This window comes from Phytohabitans sp. LJ34 (assembly GCF_052068095.1).
Lineage (GTDB): Bacteria > Actinomycetota > Actinomycetes > Mycobacteriales > Micromonosporaceae > Phytohabitans.
Genome location: NZ_JBQHDG010000015.1, coordinates 67,055 through 87,891, shown reverse-complemented (window position 1 = coordinate 87,891; position 20,837 = coordinate 67,055). Strand labels below are relative to the sequence as shown.

The following is a 20,837-nucleotide window of genomic DNA, read 5'->3' as shown; positions in this document are numbered from 1 at the left end:
AGGGCACCTACAAGCCTTGGTAGTCGGTCTCCCGCTTGATGTCGCTGTCGCTCATGGCCAGGACGCCGGGCCGGGGCACCAGGTAGACCTTGGCGGACTCGCCGCTGGAGATGACGCTGAACATCTCGTTCAACGCCGTCACCATCTGCTGCTCTTTGCCGGAGATCTCCGTCGAGATGCGGATGACCGCGTCGACGGCCTTGGACAGCACGCCGTCGACGGTGTCGGCGTTGAGCGGGGTGTCCTCTTTCTTGCCGAGGTCCTGCGAGCCGATGCCGGAGGAGACGCCGGCGATGATGGTGAACGTGGCCACCCCGGCCGGTGCGAGCGAGGCACCACCGGTCACCGGGATGGCGGCGACACCGGCCGCGACCGTCGCCACCGCGCCGATGACGGTAAAGACGTTCTTGACCGTGTCCGGGTTGCAGTAGTTGCTCTGCTCCACCGCCGTGGTCGCCTTGGTGGCGTTGTCCAGCAGGTCTACCCGCTGGGCCAGGAACATGTCCCGGTTGCCCTGCACCGCGTGGGCGAGCGCGGCGGCCAGGTAGGCCTGCGCCTGCGCGGCGTCCGGGATCTTCAGCATGAAGTTGTTGCGGAAAGCGACGGCCGCGGCGCCTATCCACTCGTCGAGCGCGGCCTCGGTCGGTCTGAGGAGCCCTCCGATCGGGTCCGTGGGCGCCGAGGGTGCGGCACCCGGGCTCGCCGTCGGTGCGAAATACAGCTTGCTCGACACCGACTTCATCGTATTGATCAACTGCTCCATACCGGACGGTTCGGGCCCGATGCTGTGGCCGTAGAAGTCGGGAATCCAGCTGTACTGCGAGTCGAGCTCGGCCCAGTGGGCGTCGGTGCCCATGTAGTTGCCATTTTCGTCGATCGCGTAGGCGTGCCCTTGGTAGTCCGAGGCGCTCTTGCCCACGATGCTGCGCGCCGGGTGGTCGGGGTCGCGCGGGATGTAACGCAGCTCCATCTCGCCTTTGACCTTGATGGCCGCGTCACGAAGCTTTTCGGCCTGCGCCACGATCTGATCCCGGCTCACGTACGGAATCTCTCCGGACATGGGTTTCTCTCCCCTACTCGTCCGGCTGGTCCGGCTCTTGCCGGGAGTGCGGGTCCACCAGCTTGAATTCTGGGTCGCCCTGGTATTTGGCGACTTCGGCCCGGAAGCCGGCCGCGATCTCCTGATCTTCGCTCGCGAACAACTCGGCAACCCGGATGACCAGGTCTCCGGCGTCGTAGAGGTTGGTGGCCGACTCCGCCAATATCCCCTGGAACTGGTCGCGGACCTTCTCCCACACCGGAAAGACCGGACCGGGAAACGTGCCGCTGACCGGCGTCCCCGGGATGGTGCCGTATCGCTCGAACCTCGCCCCGGCGTTGTCCGAGCCGCCCGCTTCCTTGCTCAGGCCGGCGTAGTGGTCACCGGCCTGCGGAAGATACGAACTGCCAGCGAGCCACATCTCGCCAAGTGTCAGCGACACCTGGTGTTTGTCGGTCATCTCTCGTCCTCCCCGTTGAACCGACCTCCGGTCACGCCGAGATCCGGCCATCCGCCCATGGGTCGAAGAAGCGGCTTTCCGGCCGGCCGTAGTGCTCGTCTTTCAACTCGCGCACCTGGGCGAAGAAGTCGTCGAGCGTCGCCCGGCCCACGGCGAGGAGCTCCTGGCGAAACTCCTCCTCGCTCAACGCCCGCACGGTGCCCGGGCTGATCTCGAAGTCCCACCGGACCAGCGCCGTGGTAGTCGCGCGGATGCGCCCGCTCGGTGACCGGCGGTCGGCGACGACGGCCGCGACCGCCTCCCGGTAACCCTGGCTGTCCCGCTCGCTGTCCAGCTCTTGCCCGTCGCCTCGAGCCGGCTCGCCCAGCGCCTCGCTCAGCGCGGCCAGGAAGCCGCGCCGGTGCCCCGCCCACAGACCGGTCGCCACCGCGGCCAGCTGGCGCTCCAGCGTGTCCTCCCGATAGCGGCCGTAGCATCCAGGGGTGAACGTCACGTCCAACTCGGACGGATGGGTCAGCACCGCGCTGACGCACCCGTCAGGTGACGTCACGCGAACGACAAGACGCTCCATTTGCTCAGCCAGAACACCCACAGCGGTCCCCTCGTAAATCCGCTCGGTCCGACATCATGGCAGTGGTCGATATGATTCAACCACGTCGCGCCAATTGGCATGGGGGGTCGGATGTCCGTCAGGTCGGCAATCCGCAGTTTCCGCGTGGCCACACTGGCCGTGCTGGCCTGCGCGACCGTGGGATTGACAGCGGCGAGTTGCGACGACACACCAGCACCCGGCGAAAGCCCTCAGGCCACCGGCGGTCAGGTCCCGGCAGCGCCGGTCAAAGGCGCCCAAGCGCCCGGCGGCGGCGGCCTCAAAGTGGTCGAGTCGGGCGTTTCCATGACCACCGACGGTCGCGGCGACACGATGGCGACATACGGGTTGCTGCTGGAAAATACGAGTCGCGACCACCTCGCCTACGACGCGGAAATCTCCGTCACCATGCTCGACGCCAGTGGGCAGCCGGTCAGCGATCGCCTCGAAAAGTCCACCCGGGTCACCAAGACGCTGCGGTTCTCCGCCCCTCAACAACGCGTTGGCCTAGGCCAATACGTTTATGTTGATCGTGGCCGCGCTGTTACCAGCCTAAAAGTCGAGATCGGCGAATCGTGGTGGCTGCCGGCTTCGGCCGCGCGGATCGCCCCACTCACCACGTCCGGCGTGACGGCCACCACCGACGACGTGGTGCACGTCCGGTTCACCGTCGACAATGGATACCCGGTCCCGGTCAAGCGCGTCGCGATGGCACTGCTCCGCGACGCGGCCGGTGCGATCGTCGGCGGCACCGGGCCGGACGAGGCACAGGCGAGCCTCGGCGACTTCCCGCCCGGCCGGTCGCCGGGTGAGATCGAGAGCATCGGCGGCGCGCCGGCGGGCGTCGACCTGGGCCGCACCGAGGTGTACGTCTATCCGACGCCCGAGGCGTTTCGCGCGCGTTGAGAATGCCCTGATCACGGAGTGTACGAGTGCGCATGTTCGCATGTGCGCAGCCGTGAGGCCACCTCCTGTTCTCCGATGAGGACGAGATTGAGCGCTGGATCATCGGGCAACACGAGGAGTAATCGCATGGGCCACGGCCACCACCATCACGATGTCGGCGGGCAGCCCGCCGACGTACCCGAGGCTCTTGATCTGTCCATCCCGGACAGTGAGCTTTCGCCCGCGGACGTCTCGCGGCGCGGCTTCCTGCGCGGTGCCGGTCTGCTGGGTGCCGGTGCGGCGGCGAGTGTCCTGGCGACGCCCGGCGCGGCGCAGGCGCACGGCGACGACCACGATCACGGCCCCGGCGGCGACCACGGCCGCAAGGGCGGCTTCCGCTGGCTCGCCGGCGACCACCACATCCACACGCAGTACAGCTCGGACGCCATGTACCGGGTGTACGACCAGGCCCGGCACGGGCGGGCGTACGGCCTGGACTGGATGGTCATCACGGACCACGGCAGCGTGACGCACGCCAAGATCGGCGTGGAGAAGGTGAACCCGGACATCGTCTCCACCCGTGAGGAGCTCAAGGACCTGCTGGTCTTCCAGGGCCTGGAGTGGAACATCCCGGCCGCCGAGCACGCGACGGTCTTCGTCCACCCCGGCCGCAACGAGGTCGCGGTGCTCAAGGAGTTCGAAAACGCGTACGACGGCTCGGTGAAGGGCGCCGGCGCGAACACCCCGGAAAACGAGGCGCTCGCGATCGCCGGCATCCAGTTCCTGGGCGAGCAGGTCCGCAAGCGGCGCGTCCAGGGTGCGCTCTTCCTCGCCAACCACCCGGCCCGCCGGGGCATCGACTCGCCGCACGAGATCCGGGCCTGGCGCGACGCCGACCCGAGCGTCGCGGTGGGCTTCGAGGGCGCGCCCGGCCACCAGGCCGCCGGCCTGCCCGGCCCGATCGGCAACGCCGGCGGCCGCGGCTTCTACGAGGGCAGCCCCTCGGCGGCCTCGTTTCCCGGATACCCGCTGGAGAGCTACCGCACCTGGGGCGGTTTCGACTGGATGACCTCCACCGTCGGCGGTCTCTGGGACAGCCTGCTCGCCGAGGGCAAGGCGTGGTGGATCAGCGCCAACTCGGACTCGCACAGCAACTACCTCGACACGGCCCAGCGCGGGCCGGAGAGCAACTTCGAGCTCAACGGCCGGTACAACGACCCGGTGTACGGCCCGCTGCTCACCGAGGCCGGCGACTACTGGCCCGGCCAGTACAGCCGGACGCACGTGGGCTCGACCTCGTTCTCGTACCGCGCGGTCATGGACGGCCTCCGTGCCGGCCGGGTGTGGGTCGACCACGGTGGCTTGATCAGCGGCCTCGACGTCCGCGCCCGCGTGGCCGGCGACCGGCACCCCGGCACCGGCGTCCCGCTCGGCGGCGTGCTGCGCGTGCGCAAGGGCGCCAAGGTCGAGCTCACCATCGACATCGACCTGGCGAACCGCCCCAACTGGGCGCAGTTCGTGCCGGTACTGGCCCGCGTCGACGTGATCGCCGGCTCGGTCACCGGTCCGGCGACCGACCGTGACACCTTCACCGCCCCGAACACCAAGGTGGTCAAGTCGTTCGAGGTCGACAAGGGCACCGGCAAGGCCTCGTTCACGTACTCCTTCGGCCGCGTGGACGAGCCGTTCTACGTGCGCGTGCGGGGCACCGACGGCAAGCGCGGCGCGCCCGGCTTCATGGGTGCGGCCGTCGACCCGGCCGGCCCGGCCATGGACGTGATCGGCGACGCCGACCCGTGGCTCGACCTGTGGTTCTACGGCAACCCCATCTGGGTGCTCCCCAGTTGAGATACGTCGGATTGAGCCTCGGTCACGGGGCCAACCGGGAGGCTGAGCACTGGCTTCACTCGCTCGGCCTCCCGGCCGGTGTCGAGGCGTGCACGCACCTGGCGCGCACGCCGTACCCCCATGTGGTGGTGAGCCTCGCGCTGCCGGACGGGGTCGACGCCGAGCTACCCCAGACCCCGGACGACCTGTCGAAGGCGGCGGCCGAGGCGGCCGCCGACCACGCCGCGCGGCGCGGCGGCCGGGCGTTTCTCTTCGCCGGCGTCGAGGCCCTCACCGGCACCGTGACGGTCGCCGACCTGCTCGCCAAGAGCGCGATCTCCCGGGTCAGGGTGCTCGGCGGTCCCGACCCCGATCCCGCGACGGAGGTCGTCACGCGCGACTTCGTCCGTCCAGAGTGGACAGAGGGCGAGCTGACGCTGGTCACCTCGCCGGCGCCGGGTGGCCGGCTCGCGCCGTTCGAGTTCCCCAATCCGACACCATGTTGCGGTGGGGCACACTGAATCCATGTCTCGTGGCACCCGCTTGGTCATGTGGGACGTCGACCGCACGCTGTTGAACGCCGGGGGCGTCGCCCAGCTCGCGTACGCCCCCGCGTTCACCGCGGTCACCGGCGTCGAGTGGCGCGACATGGCGTTCGCGGCCGGGCGCACCGACTGGGACATCGCGGTGGAGACGTTCGCGATGCACGGCATCGACGACTGCGAGCCGCACCTCGACGCGTTCTTCACGGTCTTCGCGGCCGAGTTCGCCGCCCGCCGCGACATGCTGCTCCGCCAGGGCTTCGTGCTGCCCGGCGTCCGCGAGGTCCTGGCCGCGCTCGGCACCCGCCCGCACGTGGTGCAGACGCTGGTGACGGGCAACATCCGGCCGGTCGCCGTCGACAAGCTCGCCGCCTTCGACCTGGCCGAGCTGGTGGATTTCGACATCGGTGGATACGGCACCGACGACGTCGTCCGGGCCACGCTGGTGCGCCGCTCGCTGGAGCGGGCGGCGGCCAAGCACGGCCGCGCGTTCGACCCGTCCGAGGTGATCGTCGTCGGCGACACCGCGCACGACGTCAACGCCGCGCTGGCCAACGGCGTCACCTGCGTGGCCGTCGCCACGGGCGGCACATCTGCCGAGGCACTCGCGGCGGCCGGCGCACACGTCGTCCTCGACGATCTGAGCGACGTCGATGCGGTCGTGACCTTGCTCGCCGGATAGGAGCCTGATCGCCTAAAACCCCCTTGGGGTCCTGTGCGCGTTGTGGGAGCGGTTCCAAACTCTAGAAGGAATCCAGTTGGCTAATCCCTTTAGCCCGATCTCACAATGCTCCGGAAAGGCGGCAGCGCATGCCTACGCGACGTCGACCCCGGTCCGACTCGACCCCCTCCGTCAGCCGACGGGGATTCATCACGCGCGTTGGCGGGGCGGCAGCCGGTGCCGTTGCTATCGGCGCGGCACCCCCGTTCGCCGGCTCACACGCCGCCTACGCGGCGACTCCGCCTGACCGCTTCGGGCGCATGTTCCCCGACCTCGGGCCCTTCATCCCAGCGGACGACCGCCGGCGCGCGGCGCTCATGGACATCGGACGTCCCGGCGGGATCCTGGACGCCAAGGACCCCCTCGCGGAGGGGCCGGTCCGGCTGATCACCAACCCCGAACTCAGCCCGAACAACCGCGACAGCCAGGACGGCACGACCATCCACATGACGGCGGGCGTGACGTTCTTCGGGCAGTTCCTCGACCACGACATGACGTTCGACACGACCTCGCCGCTGGGCATCCCCACGACTCCGGAGTCGTCGCCGAACAGCCGCACCCCCTCCTTCGACCTCGACACCGTGTACGGCGGCGGCCCGGTCGCGAGCCCGGCTTTTTACGAGCCCGACCGCGTCAAGCTGCGCATCGAAAACGGCGGGCTCTTCGAGGACGTGCCCCGCCAGTCGAACGGCACCGCGATCATCGGCGACCCGCGCAACGACGAGAACACGATGATCTCCGGCTTCCAGAGCGCGTTCATCCTCGCCCACAACCGGATCGTCGACCAGTTACGCAGCCAGGGCGTGCCGGCCGACCAGCAGTTCGCGCAGGCCCGGCGGATCCTCACCTGGCACTACCACTGGATCATCCTCAAAGAGTTCCTGCCGAACATCGTGGGCCAGCCGATGGTCAACACAGTGCTCAATGGGGGCCGTCGCTGGTTCCGTCCGGACCCGTCGCCGGCGTTCATCCCGGTAGAGTTCCAGATCGCGTACCGCTTCGGGCACAGCATGATCCGCCCCTCGTACCGGCTCAACCTCGCCGGAAACCCCGACGGCACGCCGTTCTTCGGCTTCATCTTCGAACCGGCCGGCGAGGGCCAGGCCGATCCGGTCGACCTGCGTGGCGGCGCGCGGGCCCGGCGGCGCTTCGTGGGGTGGCAGACGTTCTTCGACTTCGGCGGCGACCAGACCCAGCACGTACGCCCCAACAAGCGGATCGACACCAAGATCTCGACGCCGCTGTTCAACCTGCCGCTCGGCGCCATCGCGAGCGGCGACCCGCCGACCTCCCTGGCGACCCGCAACCTGCTGCGCACGATGACCTGGGGTGTGCCGGCCGGGCAGCTGATCGCCCAGCGCATGGGCTACCCGCAGCTGCTGCTGCAAGAGCTCGCCCACTACGGGGTCGCGCTGGAAAACCACACCCCGCTCTGGTACTACGTGCTGGCCGAAGCCGAGCGCATGACCAACGGCGTCACCCTCGGCCCGTGCGGCGGCCGGATCATCGCCGAGGTATTCATCGGCCTGCTCCAGCTGGACCCCAACAGCTGGGTGCGCACACAGCCCAACTGGAGGCCCACCCTGCCCTCCGCGACACCCGGCACCTTCAGGATGACCGACCTGCTCCGTTGGGCTCGCGTCGACCCGGCGAGCCGCGGCCAGTAAACCTGGCCGTAAACAGGGACGCGGGTGCGCCCGGCGTGGGGCCGGGCGCACCCGCCCGTCATCTCGACCGCGAGCTCACCACCCCCCGGGGGGGTGAACAAATGATGCCGGGATTTGACCCAGCTTGCCTTGGCGATCTAGAGACCTTTCGGGATCAGGGTGGCTCCACCCGGGGCAATGCCCCTGGGTCTCCTAGATCTCACAGTCCGGCTCCCGACGCTGGTGACGCTACGTCAGGATGTCGCCGGTAGGCGCCCGCGACTGGACCCGAGGCCTTGCCGCGCGCAGCCTTCGCACGCTGCCTGCGGCTTCCGGGGTTGGCTGGACCGCGAAACGCGATGGTCAACGGATCGCCGGGCACCTTTGCACTGTTCGGGAGAATCTGCTCGGCCATTGGGCGGCGTCATGATCGTTAGCCCGGAACCCGTGTGACACACGGGCGAGAACGCGGGATTCGGGCTAACGATCATCGAAGCGTGGTGGACGCCCGGGGCTCGCGGAGCCTTGCTCGGCCCGGCCACAAGCCGGCCAAGATCGCGAAAGTCGAGTGGCCCAGCCCGGGGCCATCGCGTACCAAGATCTGCTCGCGTCCCCACAGCGGACGGGTGAGGCCGCGGGAGCAACGGCATGGACCACGACGAACATCGCGGTAGCTCGATATCCTTTCCCAGAATTGGGTTTGGGCACGCCGATGCGGCACCCACGCGCACACCCTGAGTGTCGATCATGTTTGGATGGGCTTATGCCCAACCCCGACCGCCGTGACCTGCCGGCTCGTCGCCGTGGGCCGCGTGACCGGTGGGTGCCGGTGGCGGAGCTCTCCCCGATGGCCCGCGCCTTGCTCAGCGACGACCTCGGTGGCCGGGACGTCGTGCCTGGGCACGTGGCGGACCGGGTCGCCGAGCGGGCGGACGAGTGGCTCGCGCACGGCTTCACCGTCGAGACCGTGCGGGCCTGGCAGGATCTGCCGCCGGCCGCCGCCGCGTACCTGGCCGAGCGAGGGGTCGAGCCGCGGGTGCTCGACCTGCCGGTGGACGCCTTTCCGGGCGCCGCCACGCCGGTGCCGCTGCGGATCGCGATCAGCACCGAGCGGATCCCGGTCGAGCGGGCGTACCAGCTACTGGTCCTGACCGGCGAGCACCAGCCGGCCGCACCGCCGCCGGCACCGCCACCACCGCCGCCGCCACCGCCGTCCGAGAAGCCGGCTCGCCCGGTCGCTCCGGTCCTCTTCTCGCACGCCCGCCCCGAGGAGGAACATAAACGCTCGTGAGCGCCGTCGACGTCCTGCTGCGTTCGGAAGAGCCGTCCATCAGGTGGAAGGTGCGCACGGGGGTGCTCGGCGAGCCCACGGACGGCAAGGCCGCCCGCCGGCTGCGCGAGGAGATCCGCCAATCGCCGCGGGTGCGCCGGCTCCTCGCGGCCCGCGACGCCGACGGGCGGATTACCAACCCCAAGCAGGTGTACGCCAAGTGGCGCGGCGCCCACTGGGTGCTCGCCACCCTCGCCGACCTCGGCTACCCGCCCGGCGACGAGTCCCTCCATCCGCTGCGCGACCAGGTGCTGCGCCGGTGGCTGCGAGACGTGGAGGTGCCGGTCGTGCAAGGGCGATACCGGCGCTGCGCCTCCCAGCAGGGCAACGCCCTGCGCTACCTGACCGCGCTCGGCATCCTCGACGACACCGACGCGCGCACGCTGACCGAGCGCCTGGTCAAGTGGCAGTGGCCGGACGGCGGGTGGAACTGTGACCGCAACCCCACCGCGCGGACCTCGTCGTTCATGGAGACGCTGCTGCCTATGCGCGGGCTGGCGCCACACGACGCCGGCGCCGCCAGGCGTGCCGCGGAGGTATTCCTGGCCCGCGGGCTGGCCTGGCGGCGCACGACGGGCACGCTGATCCATCCCGACTTCGCCCGGTTGCACCACCGGCTCTACTGGCACTACGACGTGCTCGGCGGCCTGGTCGGCATGGTCGAGGTGGGCACGATCGGCGATCCCCGGTGCGCGGGCGCGCTCGACCTCCTCGAGTCCAAGCGGCTGCCGGACGGCGGCTGGCCGGCCGAGAAGGTGTATGCCACGAAGGCGGGCGATCCGCTCGACTGGGGCGTCACCGGCGCCGGCCGTTCGAACGAATGGGTCACCGCCGACGCGCTGGCCGTCCTCGGGGCCGCCGGCCGGCTCAGCTAGGCGGCGCGACCGGGTTGGGCAGCGCCCCGCCGAAGCGGCGGTCGCGCTGGGCGTAGAGCTCGCAGGCGTACCAGAGGTGGCGCCGGTCGAAGTCGGGCCAGAGCGTGTCGAGGAAGACCATCTCCGCGTACGCCGACTGCCACAGCAGGAAGTTTGACGTGCGCTGCTCGCCGGAGGGGCGGAGGAAGAGGTCGACCTCGGGCACCTCGGGGTGGTAGAGGTACCGCGAGATCATCTTCTCGTTCACCTTGTCGGGTGAAACTTTGCCCGCCGCGACGTCGCGGGCGATCGCGGCGGCCGCGTCGGCGATCTCGGCCTGCCCGCCGTAGTTGACGCAGAACTGGAGCGTCAGCGTCGAGTTGCCGCGGGACATCTCCTCCGCGGTGACCAGCTCGGAGATCACGCTCTTCCACAGCCGGCCGGCCCGTCCGGACCACACCACCCGCACGCCGAGGTCGACAAGCTGGTCGCGGCGGCGGCGGATCACGTCGCGGTTGAAGCCCATGAGGAAGCGGACCTCCTCCGGCGACCGCCGCCAGTTTTCGGTCGAGAACGCGTACGACGACAGGTACGGGATGCCCAGCTCGATCGCGCCCTCGATCGCGTCGAACAGGGAGTATTCGCCCCTTTCATGCCCCTTCGTCCGGGGTAGGCCGCGCTCCTTGGCCCAGCGCCCGTTGCCGTCCATCACGATCGCGACGTGCCGCGGCAGGCTCTCCTTGGGCAGCGCGGGCGGACGCGCACCGGACGGATGCGGCGTCGGCGCCACCGGCACCCGACGTCGTAACGAACGAACCACAATCAACCCCTATCAACCAGCGGCAGCGAGCGTAGCGCGCGCTCAAGGTGCCACTGCAAATGCGCCGCCACCAGCCCGCTGCACTCGCGGCGGCTGGCCGCCTCGGCGATGTCGGCCACGCGCCAGTCGCCCGACGTGAGGGCGGACATCAGGTCGATCGTGGCCGGCGCCGGGTGGGCCGCTCCCGGCGGCCGGCAATCCGGGCACACACAACCCCCCGCTGGTACGGAGAAGGCGCCGTGCCGCCCCGGCGAACCGCACACCGCGCACTCGGCGAGCGCCGGCGCCCACCCGGCCACACCCATGCTCCGCAGCAGGTACGCGTCGAGGACCAGCGTGCTCGCGTGCGCCCCCTCGGCCAGCGCGCGCAGGGCACCGAGCGTGAGCAGGAAGAGCCGCAGCGAGGGCTCGAGCTCGACCGGGGTGAGCCGCTCGGCGGTCTCCGCGATCGCGCTCGCCGCCGTGTAGCGGGGATAGTCTTCGAGGAACCGCTTGCCGTACAGCTCGATGCCCTCGACCTGGCTCACCGTGTGCAGCGACGGCCCCTCGGCGAGCTGGAGATCGATGTGGCCAAACGGCTCCAGCCGCGCGCCGAAGCGGGAGCTCGTGCGGCGCACCCCCCGAGCCACCGCCCGCACCCGGCCGTGCCGGCGGGTCAGCAACGTGATGATGCGATCCGATTCGCCCAGTTTCTGCACGCGCAGCACCACCGCGTCGTCGCGGTACAGCGGGCGGCGAAATCCGGGCACCGGCCCATTCTCCCCTACGCCGTCTCAGGGTCGTCTCGGTGACCACTCCGGATGTGTCCCGGGGTCGGGCGCCCGTAGCGTGCACAGCATGGATCCCCGAAAGCTGCTCGCGGTGGTCGGCGTGGTCGCGTTCGCCGGCCTGGTCGGCTGCGACGACGTCGCCCGGTCCCGCCTTGACTACAGCAACACCGAGAAGGTGGCGATCAAAGAGATCGTCGTCGAGCCGGGCTCGGGTGACGTGACGGTGACCACCAGCGACACGCAGCAGGTCGACATCCGCCGCGTGGTCCACTACAACGGTGACGAGCCCGACACGTCGTACCAGATCAACGGGGCGGTGCTACAGCTCGCCACCGACTGCGGGCGCATCGACTTCTGCCGAGTCGACTACGAGATCGTGGCCCCTAAGGGTGTCGCCGTCCGCGGCAAGCTCGGCTCCGGCGACCTCTCGCTGAGCGGTGTGTCCACGGTGGACCTGGACGCCGGCTCGGGCAACGTGGGCATCACCGAGGCCTCCGGCAAGGTAAAGGTGCAGACCGGCTCCGGCGACATGGTGATCACTGACGTCGCCGGCGAGCTGGACGCCCGCACCGGCTCGGGCAACATCGACGCCACCGGCCTGTCCGGCCCGCTGAACACGGCCCGCACCGGCTCCGGCGACGTCACGCTGTCGCTCGACAAGAGCGGCGCGGTGCGCACCCACACCGGCAGCGGCAACGTCGACGTCGCCGTACCGGCCGGCTCCTACCGGGTGGACGCGCGCACTGGTTCCGGGGACAAGACGCTCGGGGTGGCGAGCTCGCCCACCGGCACATTCCTGCTGGACCTGGAGACCGGCAGCGGCGACATCACCCTGCGGGAGGTGTGAGGCACCGGCAGCAGCACCGGCCGGCGGCGTGCCGACACGTCCTCCACCCAGCCGAAGAGCGCGACGGCGACGGCCACCAACGCCGTCACGACGGCTAGCCGCGCGGCCATGCCGAGCGGGAGCACCGCGGTCACGCCGATGACGATCGGCATGTGCCACAGGTAGATCGTGAGCGCGCGGCTGTTGAGCACCGTGACGGCGCGGAGCAGGCCGGCCCGGCATTCCAGCCAGGCCGTGGTCGCCGGCGCGAAGCCGAGCAGCGCGACAACGAACGCGGCGGACCACAGGGCGTTGCCGAGCCGGATGTCGTTGAGGTCGTAGCCGCGCGGGCCCGGGTGGGTGAGCCACCAGGCCGCGCCCGCCACCGCCAGCGCGGCCACGCACGGCACCAGCACCCGCCAGGACAGGCGGCGCAGCATGCCGTCGTGGTGCGCGAAGCCGAGCAGCCACGCGCCGAAGTAGAGACCCACGTCCTTGAGCACCGTGTGTGCCGGCATGACACCGAACTCGATGAGCACCAGCAGCAGGTACGGCGCGGCGAGCGTGGGGATCGGAAAGCGCCGGAAGAGCGGCAGCGCCAGCGGTGAGAGGAGCACGAACCACAGGTAGTCCCGCAGGTACCAGATCGCGCTGAGCGCCAGCGCGCCCCACGCGTTGGACGGCGGGTCGAGCAGCGGCAGTCCCCAGTAGAGCAGCCGCCAGTCCACGGCCAGCCCGGTGAGCAGCATGGCCGGCACGAACACCGCGGCGAGCACCCACAGCGCGGGCAGCAGCCGGCGCAGCCGCCGCCCGACCGCGCGCACGCCGTGACTGTCCAAAGAGGCCGCCATGAGCGAGCCGGCGAGCGCGAACATCACCGACATGGCCGGGAAAGCGATCGTGAGGAACGCCCAGTGAGTGGTGTGGTAGACGACGACTCGGACGATGGCCAGCGCGCGCAGCAGATCCACGTATCTGTTTCGCATGGGTCCAATCGGGAGGCCGGGGCTCGGGGGTAGCTACCGCCCTACCCCGCTGACCAACCGATGAACCCGCCCACCCGGAAACGTCCGCGTGACGAAGCGCACAAAGCCCGTCAGAAGCCGAGCTTGCGCAGCTGCCTCGGGTCGCGCTGCCAATCCTTCGCCACGCGAACGTGCAGATCGAGGTAGACCCTGGTGCCGAGCAGCGCCTCGATCTCGGTGCGGGCGCGGGTGCCGACGTCTTTGAGCCGGCTGCCCTTGGCCCCGATCACGATGGCCTTCTGGCTGGTGCGCTCGACGTACACGTCGGCGTAGATCTTCGTCAGCCCGCCCTCGCGAAGCATCTCCTCGACCACGACGGCGATCGAGTGGGGCAGCTCGTCGCGCACGCCCTCCAGCGCCGCCTCGCGGACCAGCTCGGCGATCATCACCTGCTCGGGCTCGTCGGTGAGCATGTCGTCGGGGTAGAGCTGGGGCGACTCCGGAAGGTACTTGGTCATCACGTCGACGAGCCTGTCGACCTGGTATCCGGAGACCGCGCTAACCGGCACCACCTCGGCGAAGTCAGCGAGCTCGCTGACCGCGAGGAGCTGCTCCGCCAGCCGCTTCTTGTCGACGAGGTCGGCCTTGGTCACGACCGCGATCACCGCGGCCTTCAGCTCGGACAGCTCGCCGGTGATGAAGCGGTCGCCCCGCCCGATCTCCTCGTCGGCCGGCACGCACAGGCCGATCACGTCGACCTCGCTCCAGGTCTGCCGCACGAGGTCGTTGAGGCGCTCGCCGAGGAGCGTGCGCGGCCGGTGCAGGCCGGGGGTGTCGACGAGTACGAGCTGCGAGTCTTCCCGGTGCAGCACGCCCCGGATCACATGGCGGGTGGTCTGCGGCTTGCTGGAGGTGATGGCGATCTTCTGCCCGACGATCGCGTTCATCAGCGTGGACTTGCCGGCGTTGGGCCGGCCCACGAAGCAGGCGAATCCGGCCTTCACTCGACGACCGTGCCGATGAGCTTGCCGTCCGGCCCGGCGACGTGGACCGGCGCGTCGGCGGACAGGTCACGGACGGCGGCGTAGCCGGCGCCGTCCAGAGTGGACGCTTCGGTGACGACGGCCGCCGCTTCCAGCCGCTTCGCACCGGCCGCCGCGGCGGAGGCCACGGCGAGCTGGAGCGCGGTGACCGTCAGCGAGGGGAGCGAGACGCTCGCCGCCGCGTACGTGCGGCCGTCCTGGTCGCGCACCGCGGCGCCTTCGACAGCGCCGATCCGGGCCCGCGCACCGCGCGCCAACAGGACCAGCTTCGCGTCTTCGGCGTCCAGGTCGGTGGGCGCGCCGACGGTTGCCCTGCTGGCCGCGCTCGCTCCGCTCGCTGTCGCCCCGGGCGGCCGGATCGGTCCGCCCTCGTCGCTACGCTCCTCGCGTGCGGACCTCGCCGGCCCCGGGACGATGGACGACGGCTCAGGCATCGGCGGTTTGCCTCTCTTGCTCGGGTGTATCGGCGGGGACGTCGCCCTTAGACGCGGGGCGGACCAGGACCGAGTCGATCCTGTTGCGCCGGCCCGTGGTGCCCTCGGCGACCATGTGCAGCCCGCTCACCGTAGCCTCCGCACCGGGGATGGGCACGCGCCCCAGCGACTGGGCGAGCAGGCCGCCGACGGTCTCCACCTCGTCGTCGGGCAGCTCGACGCCAAACAGCTCGCCGAGGTCTTCGACGGGCAGGCGGGCGGTCACCCGCACGGCGCCGTCGGCGAGCCGCTCGACCGGCGGGCGCTCGACGTCGTACTCGTCGGTGATCTCGCCGACGATCTCTTCGAGGATGTCTTCGATCGTGACGAGGCCGCCGGTGCCGCCGTACTCGTCGACCACGATCACCAGGTGGGTGCGGGCGGCCTGCATCTCGGAGAGCAGGTCGTCGACGGGCTTGGACTCCGGCACGAAGGTCGCCTCGCGCATGAGGTCGGCCACCGCGGTCGCGTCGGCCCCCGGGTCGCCGCTCTGTGCGCGCCGCACGACGTCCTTGAGGTAGAGCACGCCGAGCACGTCGTCGACGCTCTCGCCGATCACCGGGATGCGGGAGAAGCCGGAGCGCAGGAAGAGCACCAGCGCCTGCCGCAGCGACTTGTGCGACTCGATCCACACCATCTCGGTACGCGGCACCATCACCTCGCGGGCGATGGTGTCGCCGAGCGCGAAGACCGAGTGGATCATCTGGCGCTCGCCGTGCTCGACCACGCCCCGCTGCTCGGCGAGGTCGACGAGCTCGCGCAGCTCGATCTGGGTGGCGAAGGGGCCCTCCCGGAAGCCCTTGCCGGGCGTGACCATATTGCCGATCAGGATCAGCAGCGAGGCGAGCGGGCCGAGCGCCCGGCCCAGCCAGCGCACCAGCGGCGCGGTGGCGCGGCCCACGGCGTACGCGTGCTGGCGGCCGATCGTGCGCGGGCCGACGCCCACGACGACGAAGCTGACCACGGTCATCGCGCCGGCCGTGACCAGCGCAGCCGTCCATCCGGCGCTGAACGTGTCGACGGCCACCAGCGCCACGAGCGTGGTGGCGGTCAGCTCGCAGAGCAGCCGCAGCAGCAGGAGCAGGTTGAGGTGGCGGACCACGTCGGAGGCGACGATCTGGAGGGCGCGGGCGCCGCGTACCCCCTCGCGGGCCAGCTCGGCGGCGCGCGCGGGCGAGACGGCGGCGAGCGCGGCGTCGGTCATCGCCACGATGCCGGCCAGGACGACGAGCCCGGCCGCGAAGATCAGCAGTTGTAAGTCGGGTAACCCGCCGCCGGCGGCGGCCGCCGCGGAAGTCACTGGCCTCGGGAGGCCCGCCAGCTGGACAGCAGCCGGGCCTGAAGCGCGAACATCTCCCGCTCCTCCTCCGGCTCGGCGTGGTCGTAGCCGAGCAGGTGCAGGGCGCCGTGGACGGTCAGCAGGTGCAGCTCGTCGGCCGCGGAATGGCCGGCGGTGGCCGCCTGCTTGGCCGCCACCTCGGGGCACAGCACGATGTCGCCGAGCAGCGCCGGCTCACCCGCGCCCGCCTCACCCGGCCCGTGGTCGACGCTCCCCTCGTCCATCGGGAACGCGAGCACGTCGGTCGGGCCGTCACTGCCCATCCAGCGGTGGTTGAGCTCGGTCATGTAGTCGACGTCGACGAGCAGGACGGATAGCTCGGCGAGCGGGTTGACACCCATCTCGTCGAGGGCGTGCCGGGCCACCGCCAGCACGGCGTCGGTGTCGACGTCGACGCCGGACTCGTTGGCGATTTCTATGGACAACGTGCTTTCCCCCAGAAGACGGACTACCGGCGACGGCCGGCGCGGGCGGTGCGGTCGGGCACCGCGTGCACATTTTGCGTCTCGCGCTCCGCGTCGTACCGGGCGTACGCGTCGACGATGTCGCTGACCAGCTTGTGGCGCACCACGTCGGAGCTGCCCAGCTGCGCGAAGTGGACGTCTTCGACGCCTTCGAGGATCCCGCGCACGACCTTGAGGCCACTCGTGGTGCCCCCGGGCAGGTCGACCTGCGTGACGTCACCGGTGACCACGATCTTGGAACCGAAGCCGAGCCGGGTCAGGAACATCTTCATCTGCTCGGGCGTGGTGTTTTGCGCCTCGTCGAGGATGATGAACGCGTCGTTGAGCGTGCGACCCCGCATGTACGCCAGGGGCGCGACCTCGATCGTGCCGGCCTGCATCAGCCGCGGGATCGACTCGGGGTCGAGCATGTCGTGCAGCGCGTCGTAGAGCGGCCGCAGGTAAGGATCGATCTTCTCGTAGAGCGTGCCGGGCAGGAAGCCGAGCCGCTCGCCCGCCTCGACGGCCGGCCGGGTCAGGATGATCCGGTTGACCTGCTTGGCCTGGAGCGCCTGCACGGCCTTGGCCATGGCCAGGTAGGTCTTACCCGTGCCGGCGGGGCCGATGCCGAAGACGATGGTGTGCCCGTCGATCGCGTCGACGTAGCGCTTTTGCCCCAGCGTCTTGGGGCGGATGGTGCGCCCGCGCCGGGACAGGATATTGAGCGTGAGGACCTCGGCGGGCCGCTCGGCCGTGCCCTGCTCGAGCATGCCGACGGTGCGCCGGACAGCGTCGGTGGTCAGTGTTTCACCCTTTTCGATCAACTCGAGCAGCTCGGCGAAGAGGCGCTCGGCCAGCGCGTTGTCGGCCGGTGCGCCGGTGACGGTGATCTCGTTGCCCCGCACGTGCACGTCACTCGCGAGAGAACGCTCGACGAGCCGGAGAATCTCATCCCCGGCGCCGAGCAGGTTCACCATGATCTGCGAGTTAGGAACCGTGATCTTGGTCTGCACGCGGGTCTGCTCGGTGGGGGATGTCGTGGTCATAGATCGGCCCGCGGGCCAACGCCACCTGCTCTCGGTCTCGGTGCCGCGCCCCGTGGCGCGACATGCGGAACTGCTCCATCGTATCGGCTCAACGCCCTGACCACCGCGCCCATTTCCGCGCGCGCGACCGGTTGGTTGCGGATTTCCGAAACGGACAAACGAGCAGTTACCGGATGTCGGCCGTGACGAACGCGTCGGCCAGCGGCCCGCCACCCCGCCGGAGGGTCGCGACCGCCCGGCTGGCCCGGCTTTTCACCGTCCCCACCGAGCAGCCCAGGTCGGCCGCGATCTCCTGCTCGGACAGCCCGCCCCAGTAGCGCAGCACCAGCACCACACGCTGCTGGGCGGGGAGCGTCCGCAGCGCCTGGAGGACGAGGTGGGCGGTGTCCGCGCCGTCGTACGGGTCGGAGCCGGCGCGTTCGGGCGGCGCCTCGGTCGGCACCTCCCCCCGCCACAGCCGCCGCCCGGCCCGCCAGGCCGCCCGCACCATCACCCGCCGGGTGTACGCCTCCGGATCGCCGTCCGGGTGCAGCCGCCGCCACGCGCGGTACGTCTTGACCAGTGCCTCCTGGGCGAGGTCCTCGCCGTGACCTGGGTCGCCGGTGAGGATCGCGCCGTGCCGGACCAGCGCCGTGTACCGGTCGCGGACGAACTCGGCGAACCCCTCCGGCCCTCGACTAGCCCCGGTCACGGCAACTCCACTCCGAAGAGGTCGCCCAGCTCGGCGAGGCTCGCGCCGTCGAGGCGCACCCGCCCGCCCTCCTCGGAGACGACCTCGTGGCAACCGTCCGCAAGACCGATCAGGAAGGACGACAGCACCGGGTTCTTCACGAAGTCCTGTTGCGGCGGGGCCGGGACGCCGGGCGGCAGGCCGATCTCCAGCTCGACCGTCGGCTGGTCCTCGCGGGCGCAGCTGTCGCCCTGTGCCACCTTGGGCGCCTGGCGCAGCAGCTCCATCGCACGCCGCACCTTCGCCTGGTCGGTGAGCTCGTGCTCGCGCGCCCGCTCGGCGTCGGTCGAGACGGTGAGCTTGGCGTACTCGGCACGCAGGGGCAGCGCGAGGGCAGCCGTCGCCCAGCGGCCGGTCTCGAGGGAGTCGAGGACCTGTTGCCGCAGGTCCGCGCCGGCACGGATCCGCACCTCGACCCGTGACCACGGCAGCACGAGCCAGTACACACCGTCGGCGTCGGTCCGCAGCCAGGCCGACTCGCCGCCGTCCAGCGTCATCATCCGGGGCGGGACGATGGGCGTCGTGGCGTCACCGGACCGCGTGTAGACGTACGGGCGGAAGTCGTAGAGGCTCTGCACCTCGATCTCGCCGGTCGTACACCAGATTGGCGGTCCATCCGGGTTTCCGCCCTCGCCGACCAGGACCGTCCGGGCGTAGTGGGCGCCGCATCCAGGGTCGGACGGCGGCGGCGTGTACTCGGGGTACGGGGGATACACCTTCCAGCCGTCCGGGACCGCCAGGCTCACGTTCCCCGCTACCACCCGACCCTTCACCTCGCGCGGCGCCGGCGGCCGGTCGGGGCGCGTGGCGGGCTTGGCGGCGGCCGTCGTCTCCGTCGCCGGCTCCGGCGGCGAATTGTCGAGCAGGCGCGTCCCGGCGACGGTGCCCCCCGTGAGCACCGTGACCACGGCCAGCGCCGCGGCGGCGATGGCCCTGACCCGCCCGGCCCGGCCGCGGCGCACCACCGCCGCCACCGGATCGGGGCTGCGCGGCTCGATCCCTGCGCACGCCTCGTCCAGCAGGTCCTTCACTCGATGCGACATGCCGCACCTCCCTCGTCACCACCCCAAAGGCAGCCGGGGCGGCGCGGGGTTCCCTCAGTCTCCGGAGAACGTCTGCTGGTCGCGGGTGAAGCGGTAGGTGGCCCAGTGCATGCGTACCACGGTGCCGCCGGCGTCGCGGGTGAGCCGCAGCAGCTCGCCGACCTCGCGGCCGGCGACACCGCGCAGCACGTCGGGGCGGTCCGGCACGGGCGCGAAGGTGGCCGGCGGGCGGCTGGGCGGGTCGTCCGCCCCGCGGGCCCGCAGGGCGCCGTCCCGCCAGAAGAAGACGTACTCGAAGCCCTCGCCCCACCAGCGGCCCAGCACCGACCGGTACGCCTCCGGGGCCGGCTCACCCGGTGTCCACGGCGCGATCTCGGCCGGGTCTTCCTCGACAGCCGCGGCGAGCAGCTTGTGCGGCAGGTCGATGGTGGCGACCGCGGTGCCGGACGAGCCGAGCACGGCGCAGCCCATGGCCCGCGGCGTGCCGTCGCCGACGCCGGCGGGCGCGGGGCGGCGTCCGTACACGCCGGCGAGGAAGCCGGGCATCGCGCCGTCGTGTCCGACGTGGACGATGCGCTCCCCTTGCGGGATCAGGATCAGTCCGAGCCCGAACCCGGCCGCCCACAACGCCTCGTCGGTGGCGGTCAGCGGCCAACGCATCTCGTCCAGAGTGGACGGAGCGAGCACGTCCGCTCCCGGGTCGAGCGCGGCCGGGTCGGCGAGGAACGCGGCCCAGCGCGCCATGTCGCCGGCAGTGCTCCAGAGCTGCCCCGCTGGGCCCACGCCACCGAAGTCGGTCGACGGCTCCGGGCGGGTGTGGTCGCTGTACGCGTCGACGAGGTAGCCGGTCACCGCGTGGCCGGTGGGCTGGACCGTCGTAGCGGAGAGGCCGAGCGGGCGCAGGATGCGATCTTCCAACACCTCGCCCCAGGTGCCGCCGCGCAGCCGGGCGACCGCGTGCCCGAGTAGCGAAACGCCCAGGTTGGAGTAGTGGTACCGCCGGGCCGGCGGGAGCACCCGCTCGGCCCGGTCGATCTCGGCGAGCAGCCGGTCGGCGTCGGGCGCGAGCAGCGTGTCCCATACGTCGCCGTACGGCTCGCGCTGGAGCCCGGAGGTGTGCGAGAGGAGCCGCCGCAGCGGCAGGTCGCCGTGCGCCGGCAGGTCGAGATGGCGGCCGATCGGGTCGTCCAGGTCGAGCAGGCCGTCGTCGCGGGCCTGGAGCACGAGCACGGCGGTGAACGTCTTCGTCACCGACCCGATCCGGAACTGGCTCTCCGCGCCGGCCGCGCCGGCCTGCACCTGCCAGAGCGGCCGGTCGGCCCGGTGCAGCGCCGCCGACAGCGCCGGCACCCGCGCCTCGGCCTGCACCTGCTGTGCGAGCCTCGCCAGCTTCTTCGACATCCGCGGCTCCTCCCCGAAATCCCGGCGATCGTATCGCCCGAATGG

The 20,837-nt window shown here is 70.9% G+C and carries 21 protein-coding genes and 1 pseudogene; 8 read left to right on the top strand and 14 right to left on the bottom strand.

The window, feature by feature from the left end:
• Nucleotides 1-7: 7 nt before the first annotated feature.
• From ACTMTJ_RS25840 to ACTMTJ_RS25830, 3 genes are read right to left on the bottom strand one after another with little or no spacing between them, the layout of a single operon-like run.
• On the bottom strand, nt 8-1,060 hold the full coding sequence (locus ACTMTJ_RS25840) for a hypothetical protein (RefSeq protein ID WP_441220309.1): 1,053 nt from the start codon (nt 1,058-1,060) through the stop codon (nt 8-10).
• A gap of 13 nt (nt 1,061-1,073) precedes the next feature.
• Entirely contained in the window at nt 1,074-1,499 is a 426-nt protein-coding gene (locus ACTMTJ_RS25835; protein ID WP_441220308.1) for a hypothetical protein, read from the bottom strand.
• A 31-nt stretch (nt 1,500-1,530) separates the two neighbouring features.
• Complete coding sequence (locus tag ACTMTJ_RS25830) at nt 1,531-2,049, bottom strand: hypothetical protein (RefSeq protein WP_441220307.1); 519 nt, start codon at nt 2,047-2,049, stop codon at nt 1,531-1,533.
• A 180-nt stretch (nt 2,050-2,229) separates the two neighbouring features.
• Between ACTMTJ_RS25830 and ACTMTJ_RS25825 the strand changes: the two genes are divergently transcribed.
• The 7 genes from ACTMTJ_RS25825 to ACTMTJ_RS25795 all read left to right on the top strand — a co-directional run bounded on the left by ACTMTJ_RS25825 (nt 2,230) and on the right by ACTMTJ_RS25795 (nt 9,914).
• On the top strand, nt 2,230-2,994 hold the full coding sequence (locus tag ACTMTJ_RS25825; RefSeq protein ID WP_441220306.1) for a hypothetical protein: 765 nt from the start codon (nt 2,230-2,232) through the stop codon (nt 2,992-2,994).
• Between the two features lie 126 nt (nt 2,995-3,120).
• Complete coding sequence (locus ACTMTJ_RS25820) at nt 3,121-4,821, top strand: histidinol-phosphatase (protein WP_441220305.1); 1,701 nt, start codon at nt 3,121-3,123, stop codon at nt 4,819-4,821.
• Nucleotides 4,818-5,321 carry a hypothetical protein gene (locus tag ACTMTJ_RS25815; RefSeq protein ID WP_441220304.1) on the top strand — a complete coding sequence of 168 codons (504 nt, stop codon included), beginning with the start codon at nt 4,818-4,820 and terminating at the stop codon, nt 5,319-5,321. The genes ACTMTJ_RS25820 and ACTMTJ_RS25815 overlap by 4 nt, the downstream gene beginning before the upstream one ends.
• Before the next feature lie 4 nt (nt 5,322-5,325).
• Entirely contained in the window at nt 5,326-6,024 is a 699-nt protein-coding gene (locus ACTMTJ_RS25810) for an HAD family hydrolase (protein WP_441220303.1), read from the top strand.
• A 299-nt stretch (nt 6,025-6,323) separates the two neighbouring features.
• Entirely contained in the window at nt 6,324-7,730 is a 1,407-nt protein-coding gene (locus ACTMTJ_RS25805; RefSeq protein ID WP_441220302.1) for a peroxidase family protein, read from the top strand.
• Nucleotides 7,731-8,472: 742 nt separating this feature from the next.
• Nucleotides 8,473-9,000: a hypothetical protein gene (locus ACTMTJ_RS25800; RefSeq protein WP_441220301.1), complete on the top strand. Its 528-nt coding sequence runs from the start codon at nt 8,473-8,475 to the stop codon at nt 8,998-9,000.
• A complete protein-coding gene (locus tag ACTMTJ_RS25795) occupies nt 8,997-9,914 on the top strand; it encodes a hypothetical protein (protein WP_441220300.1) in 918 nt (305 codons plus the stop codon). Before ACTMTJ_RS25800 ends, ACTMTJ_RS25795 begins: the two co-directional genes overlap by 4 nt.
• Here ACTMTJ_RS25795 and ACTMTJ_RS25790 read toward each other — a convergent pair.
• Both ACTMTJ_RS25790 and recO read right to left on the bottom strand, forming a co-directional pair.
• Complete coding sequence (locus ACTMTJ_RS25790; RefSeq protein WP_441220299.1) at nt 9,907-10,689, bottom strand: isoprenyl transferase; 783 nt, start codon at nt 10,687-10,689, stop codon at nt 9,907-9,909. The two genes, ACTMTJ_RS25795 and ACTMTJ_RS25790, sit on opposite strands and share 8 nt — an antisense overlap.
• Before the next feature lie 26 nt (nt 10,690-10,715).
• Nucleotides 10,716-11,462, bottom strand: coding sequence for a DNA repair protein RecO (recO, locus tag ACTMTJ_RS25785; RefSeq protein ID WP_441220298.1), 747 nt, complete (start codon nt 11,460-11,462; stop codon nt 10,716-10,718).
• Between recO and ACTMTJ_RS25780 the strand changes: the two are divergent.
• Nucleotides 11,380-12,258, top strand: a pseudogene (locus ACTMTJ_RS25780) (DUF4097 family beta strand repeat-containing protein); the annotation flags it as partial. The gene recO and the pseudogene ACTMTJ_RS25780 sit on opposite strands and share 83 nt — an antisense overlap.
• Here the strand turns inward: ACTMTJ_RS25780 and ACTMTJ_RS25775 are convergent.
• From ACTMTJ_RS25775 to ACTMTJ_RS25735, 9 genes are all read right to left on the bottom strand, one after another.
• Entirely contained in the window at nt 12,207-13,295 is a 1,089-nt protein-coding gene (locus tag ACTMTJ_RS25775) for an acyltransferase family protein (RefSeq protein WP_441220297.1), read from the bottom strand. The pseudogene ACTMTJ_RS25780 and the gene ACTMTJ_RS25775 overlap by 52 nt on opposite strands.
• Before the next feature lie 110 nt (nt 13,296-13,405).
• Nucleotides 13,406-14,278 carry a GTPase Era gene (gene era / locus ACTMTJ_RS25770; protein ID WP_441220296.1) on the bottom strand — a complete coding sequence of 291 codons (873 nt, stop codon included), beginning with the start codon at nt 14,276-14,278 and terminating at the stop codon, nt 13,406-13,408.
• On the bottom strand, nt 14,275-14,604 hold the full coding sequence (locus ACTMTJ_RS25765) for a cytidine deaminase (RefSeq protein WP_441220561.1): 330 nt from the start codon (nt 14,602-14,604) through the stop codon (nt 14,275-14,277). Before ACTMTJ_RS25765 ends, era begins: the two co-directional genes overlap by 4 nt.
• 139 nt (nt 14,605-14,743) lie before the next feature.
• Nucleotides 14,744-16,090 carry a hemolysin family protein gene (locus ACTMTJ_RS25760; RefSeq protein ID WP_441220295.1) on the bottom strand — a complete coding sequence of 449 codons (1,347 nt, stop codon included), beginning with the start codon at nt 16,088-16,090 and terminating at the stop codon, nt 14,744-14,746.
• Nucleotides 16,087-16,554, bottom strand: coding sequence for an rRNA maturation RNase YbeY (gene ybeY, locus ACTMTJ_RS25755; RefSeq protein WP_441220294.1), 468 nt, complete (start codon nt 16,552-16,554; stop codon nt 16,087-16,089). Before ybeY ends, ACTMTJ_RS25760 begins: the two co-directional genes overlap by 4 nt.
• 23 nt (nt 16,555-16,577) lie before the next feature.
• A complete protein-coding gene (locus tag ACTMTJ_RS25750; protein ID WP_441220293.1) occupies nt 16,578-17,618 on the bottom strand; it encodes a PhoH family protein in 1,041 nt (346 codons plus the stop codon).
• Between the two features lie 166 nt (nt 17,619-17,784).
• On the bottom strand, nt 17,785-18,309 hold the full coding sequence (locus ACTMTJ_RS25745) for a SigE family RNA polymerase sigma factor (RefSeq protein ID WP_441220292.1): 525 nt from the start codon (nt 18,307-18,309) through the stop codon (nt 17,785-17,787).
• Entirely contained in the window at nt 18,306-19,391 is a 1,086-nt protein-coding gene (locus ACTMTJ_RS25740) for a hypothetical protein (protein ID WP_441220291.1), read from the bottom strand. The genes ACTMTJ_RS25745 and ACTMTJ_RS25740 overlap by 4 nt, the downstream gene beginning before the upstream one ends.
• A gap of 54 nt (nt 19,392-19,445) precedes the next feature.
• Nucleotides 19,446-20,792, bottom strand: coding sequence for a serine hydrolase domain-containing protein (locus tag ACTMTJ_RS25735; protein WP_441220290.1), 1,347 nt, complete (start codon nt 20,790-20,792; stop codon nt 19,446-19,448).
• Between the last annotated feature and the right edge of the window lie 45 nt (nt 20,793-20,837).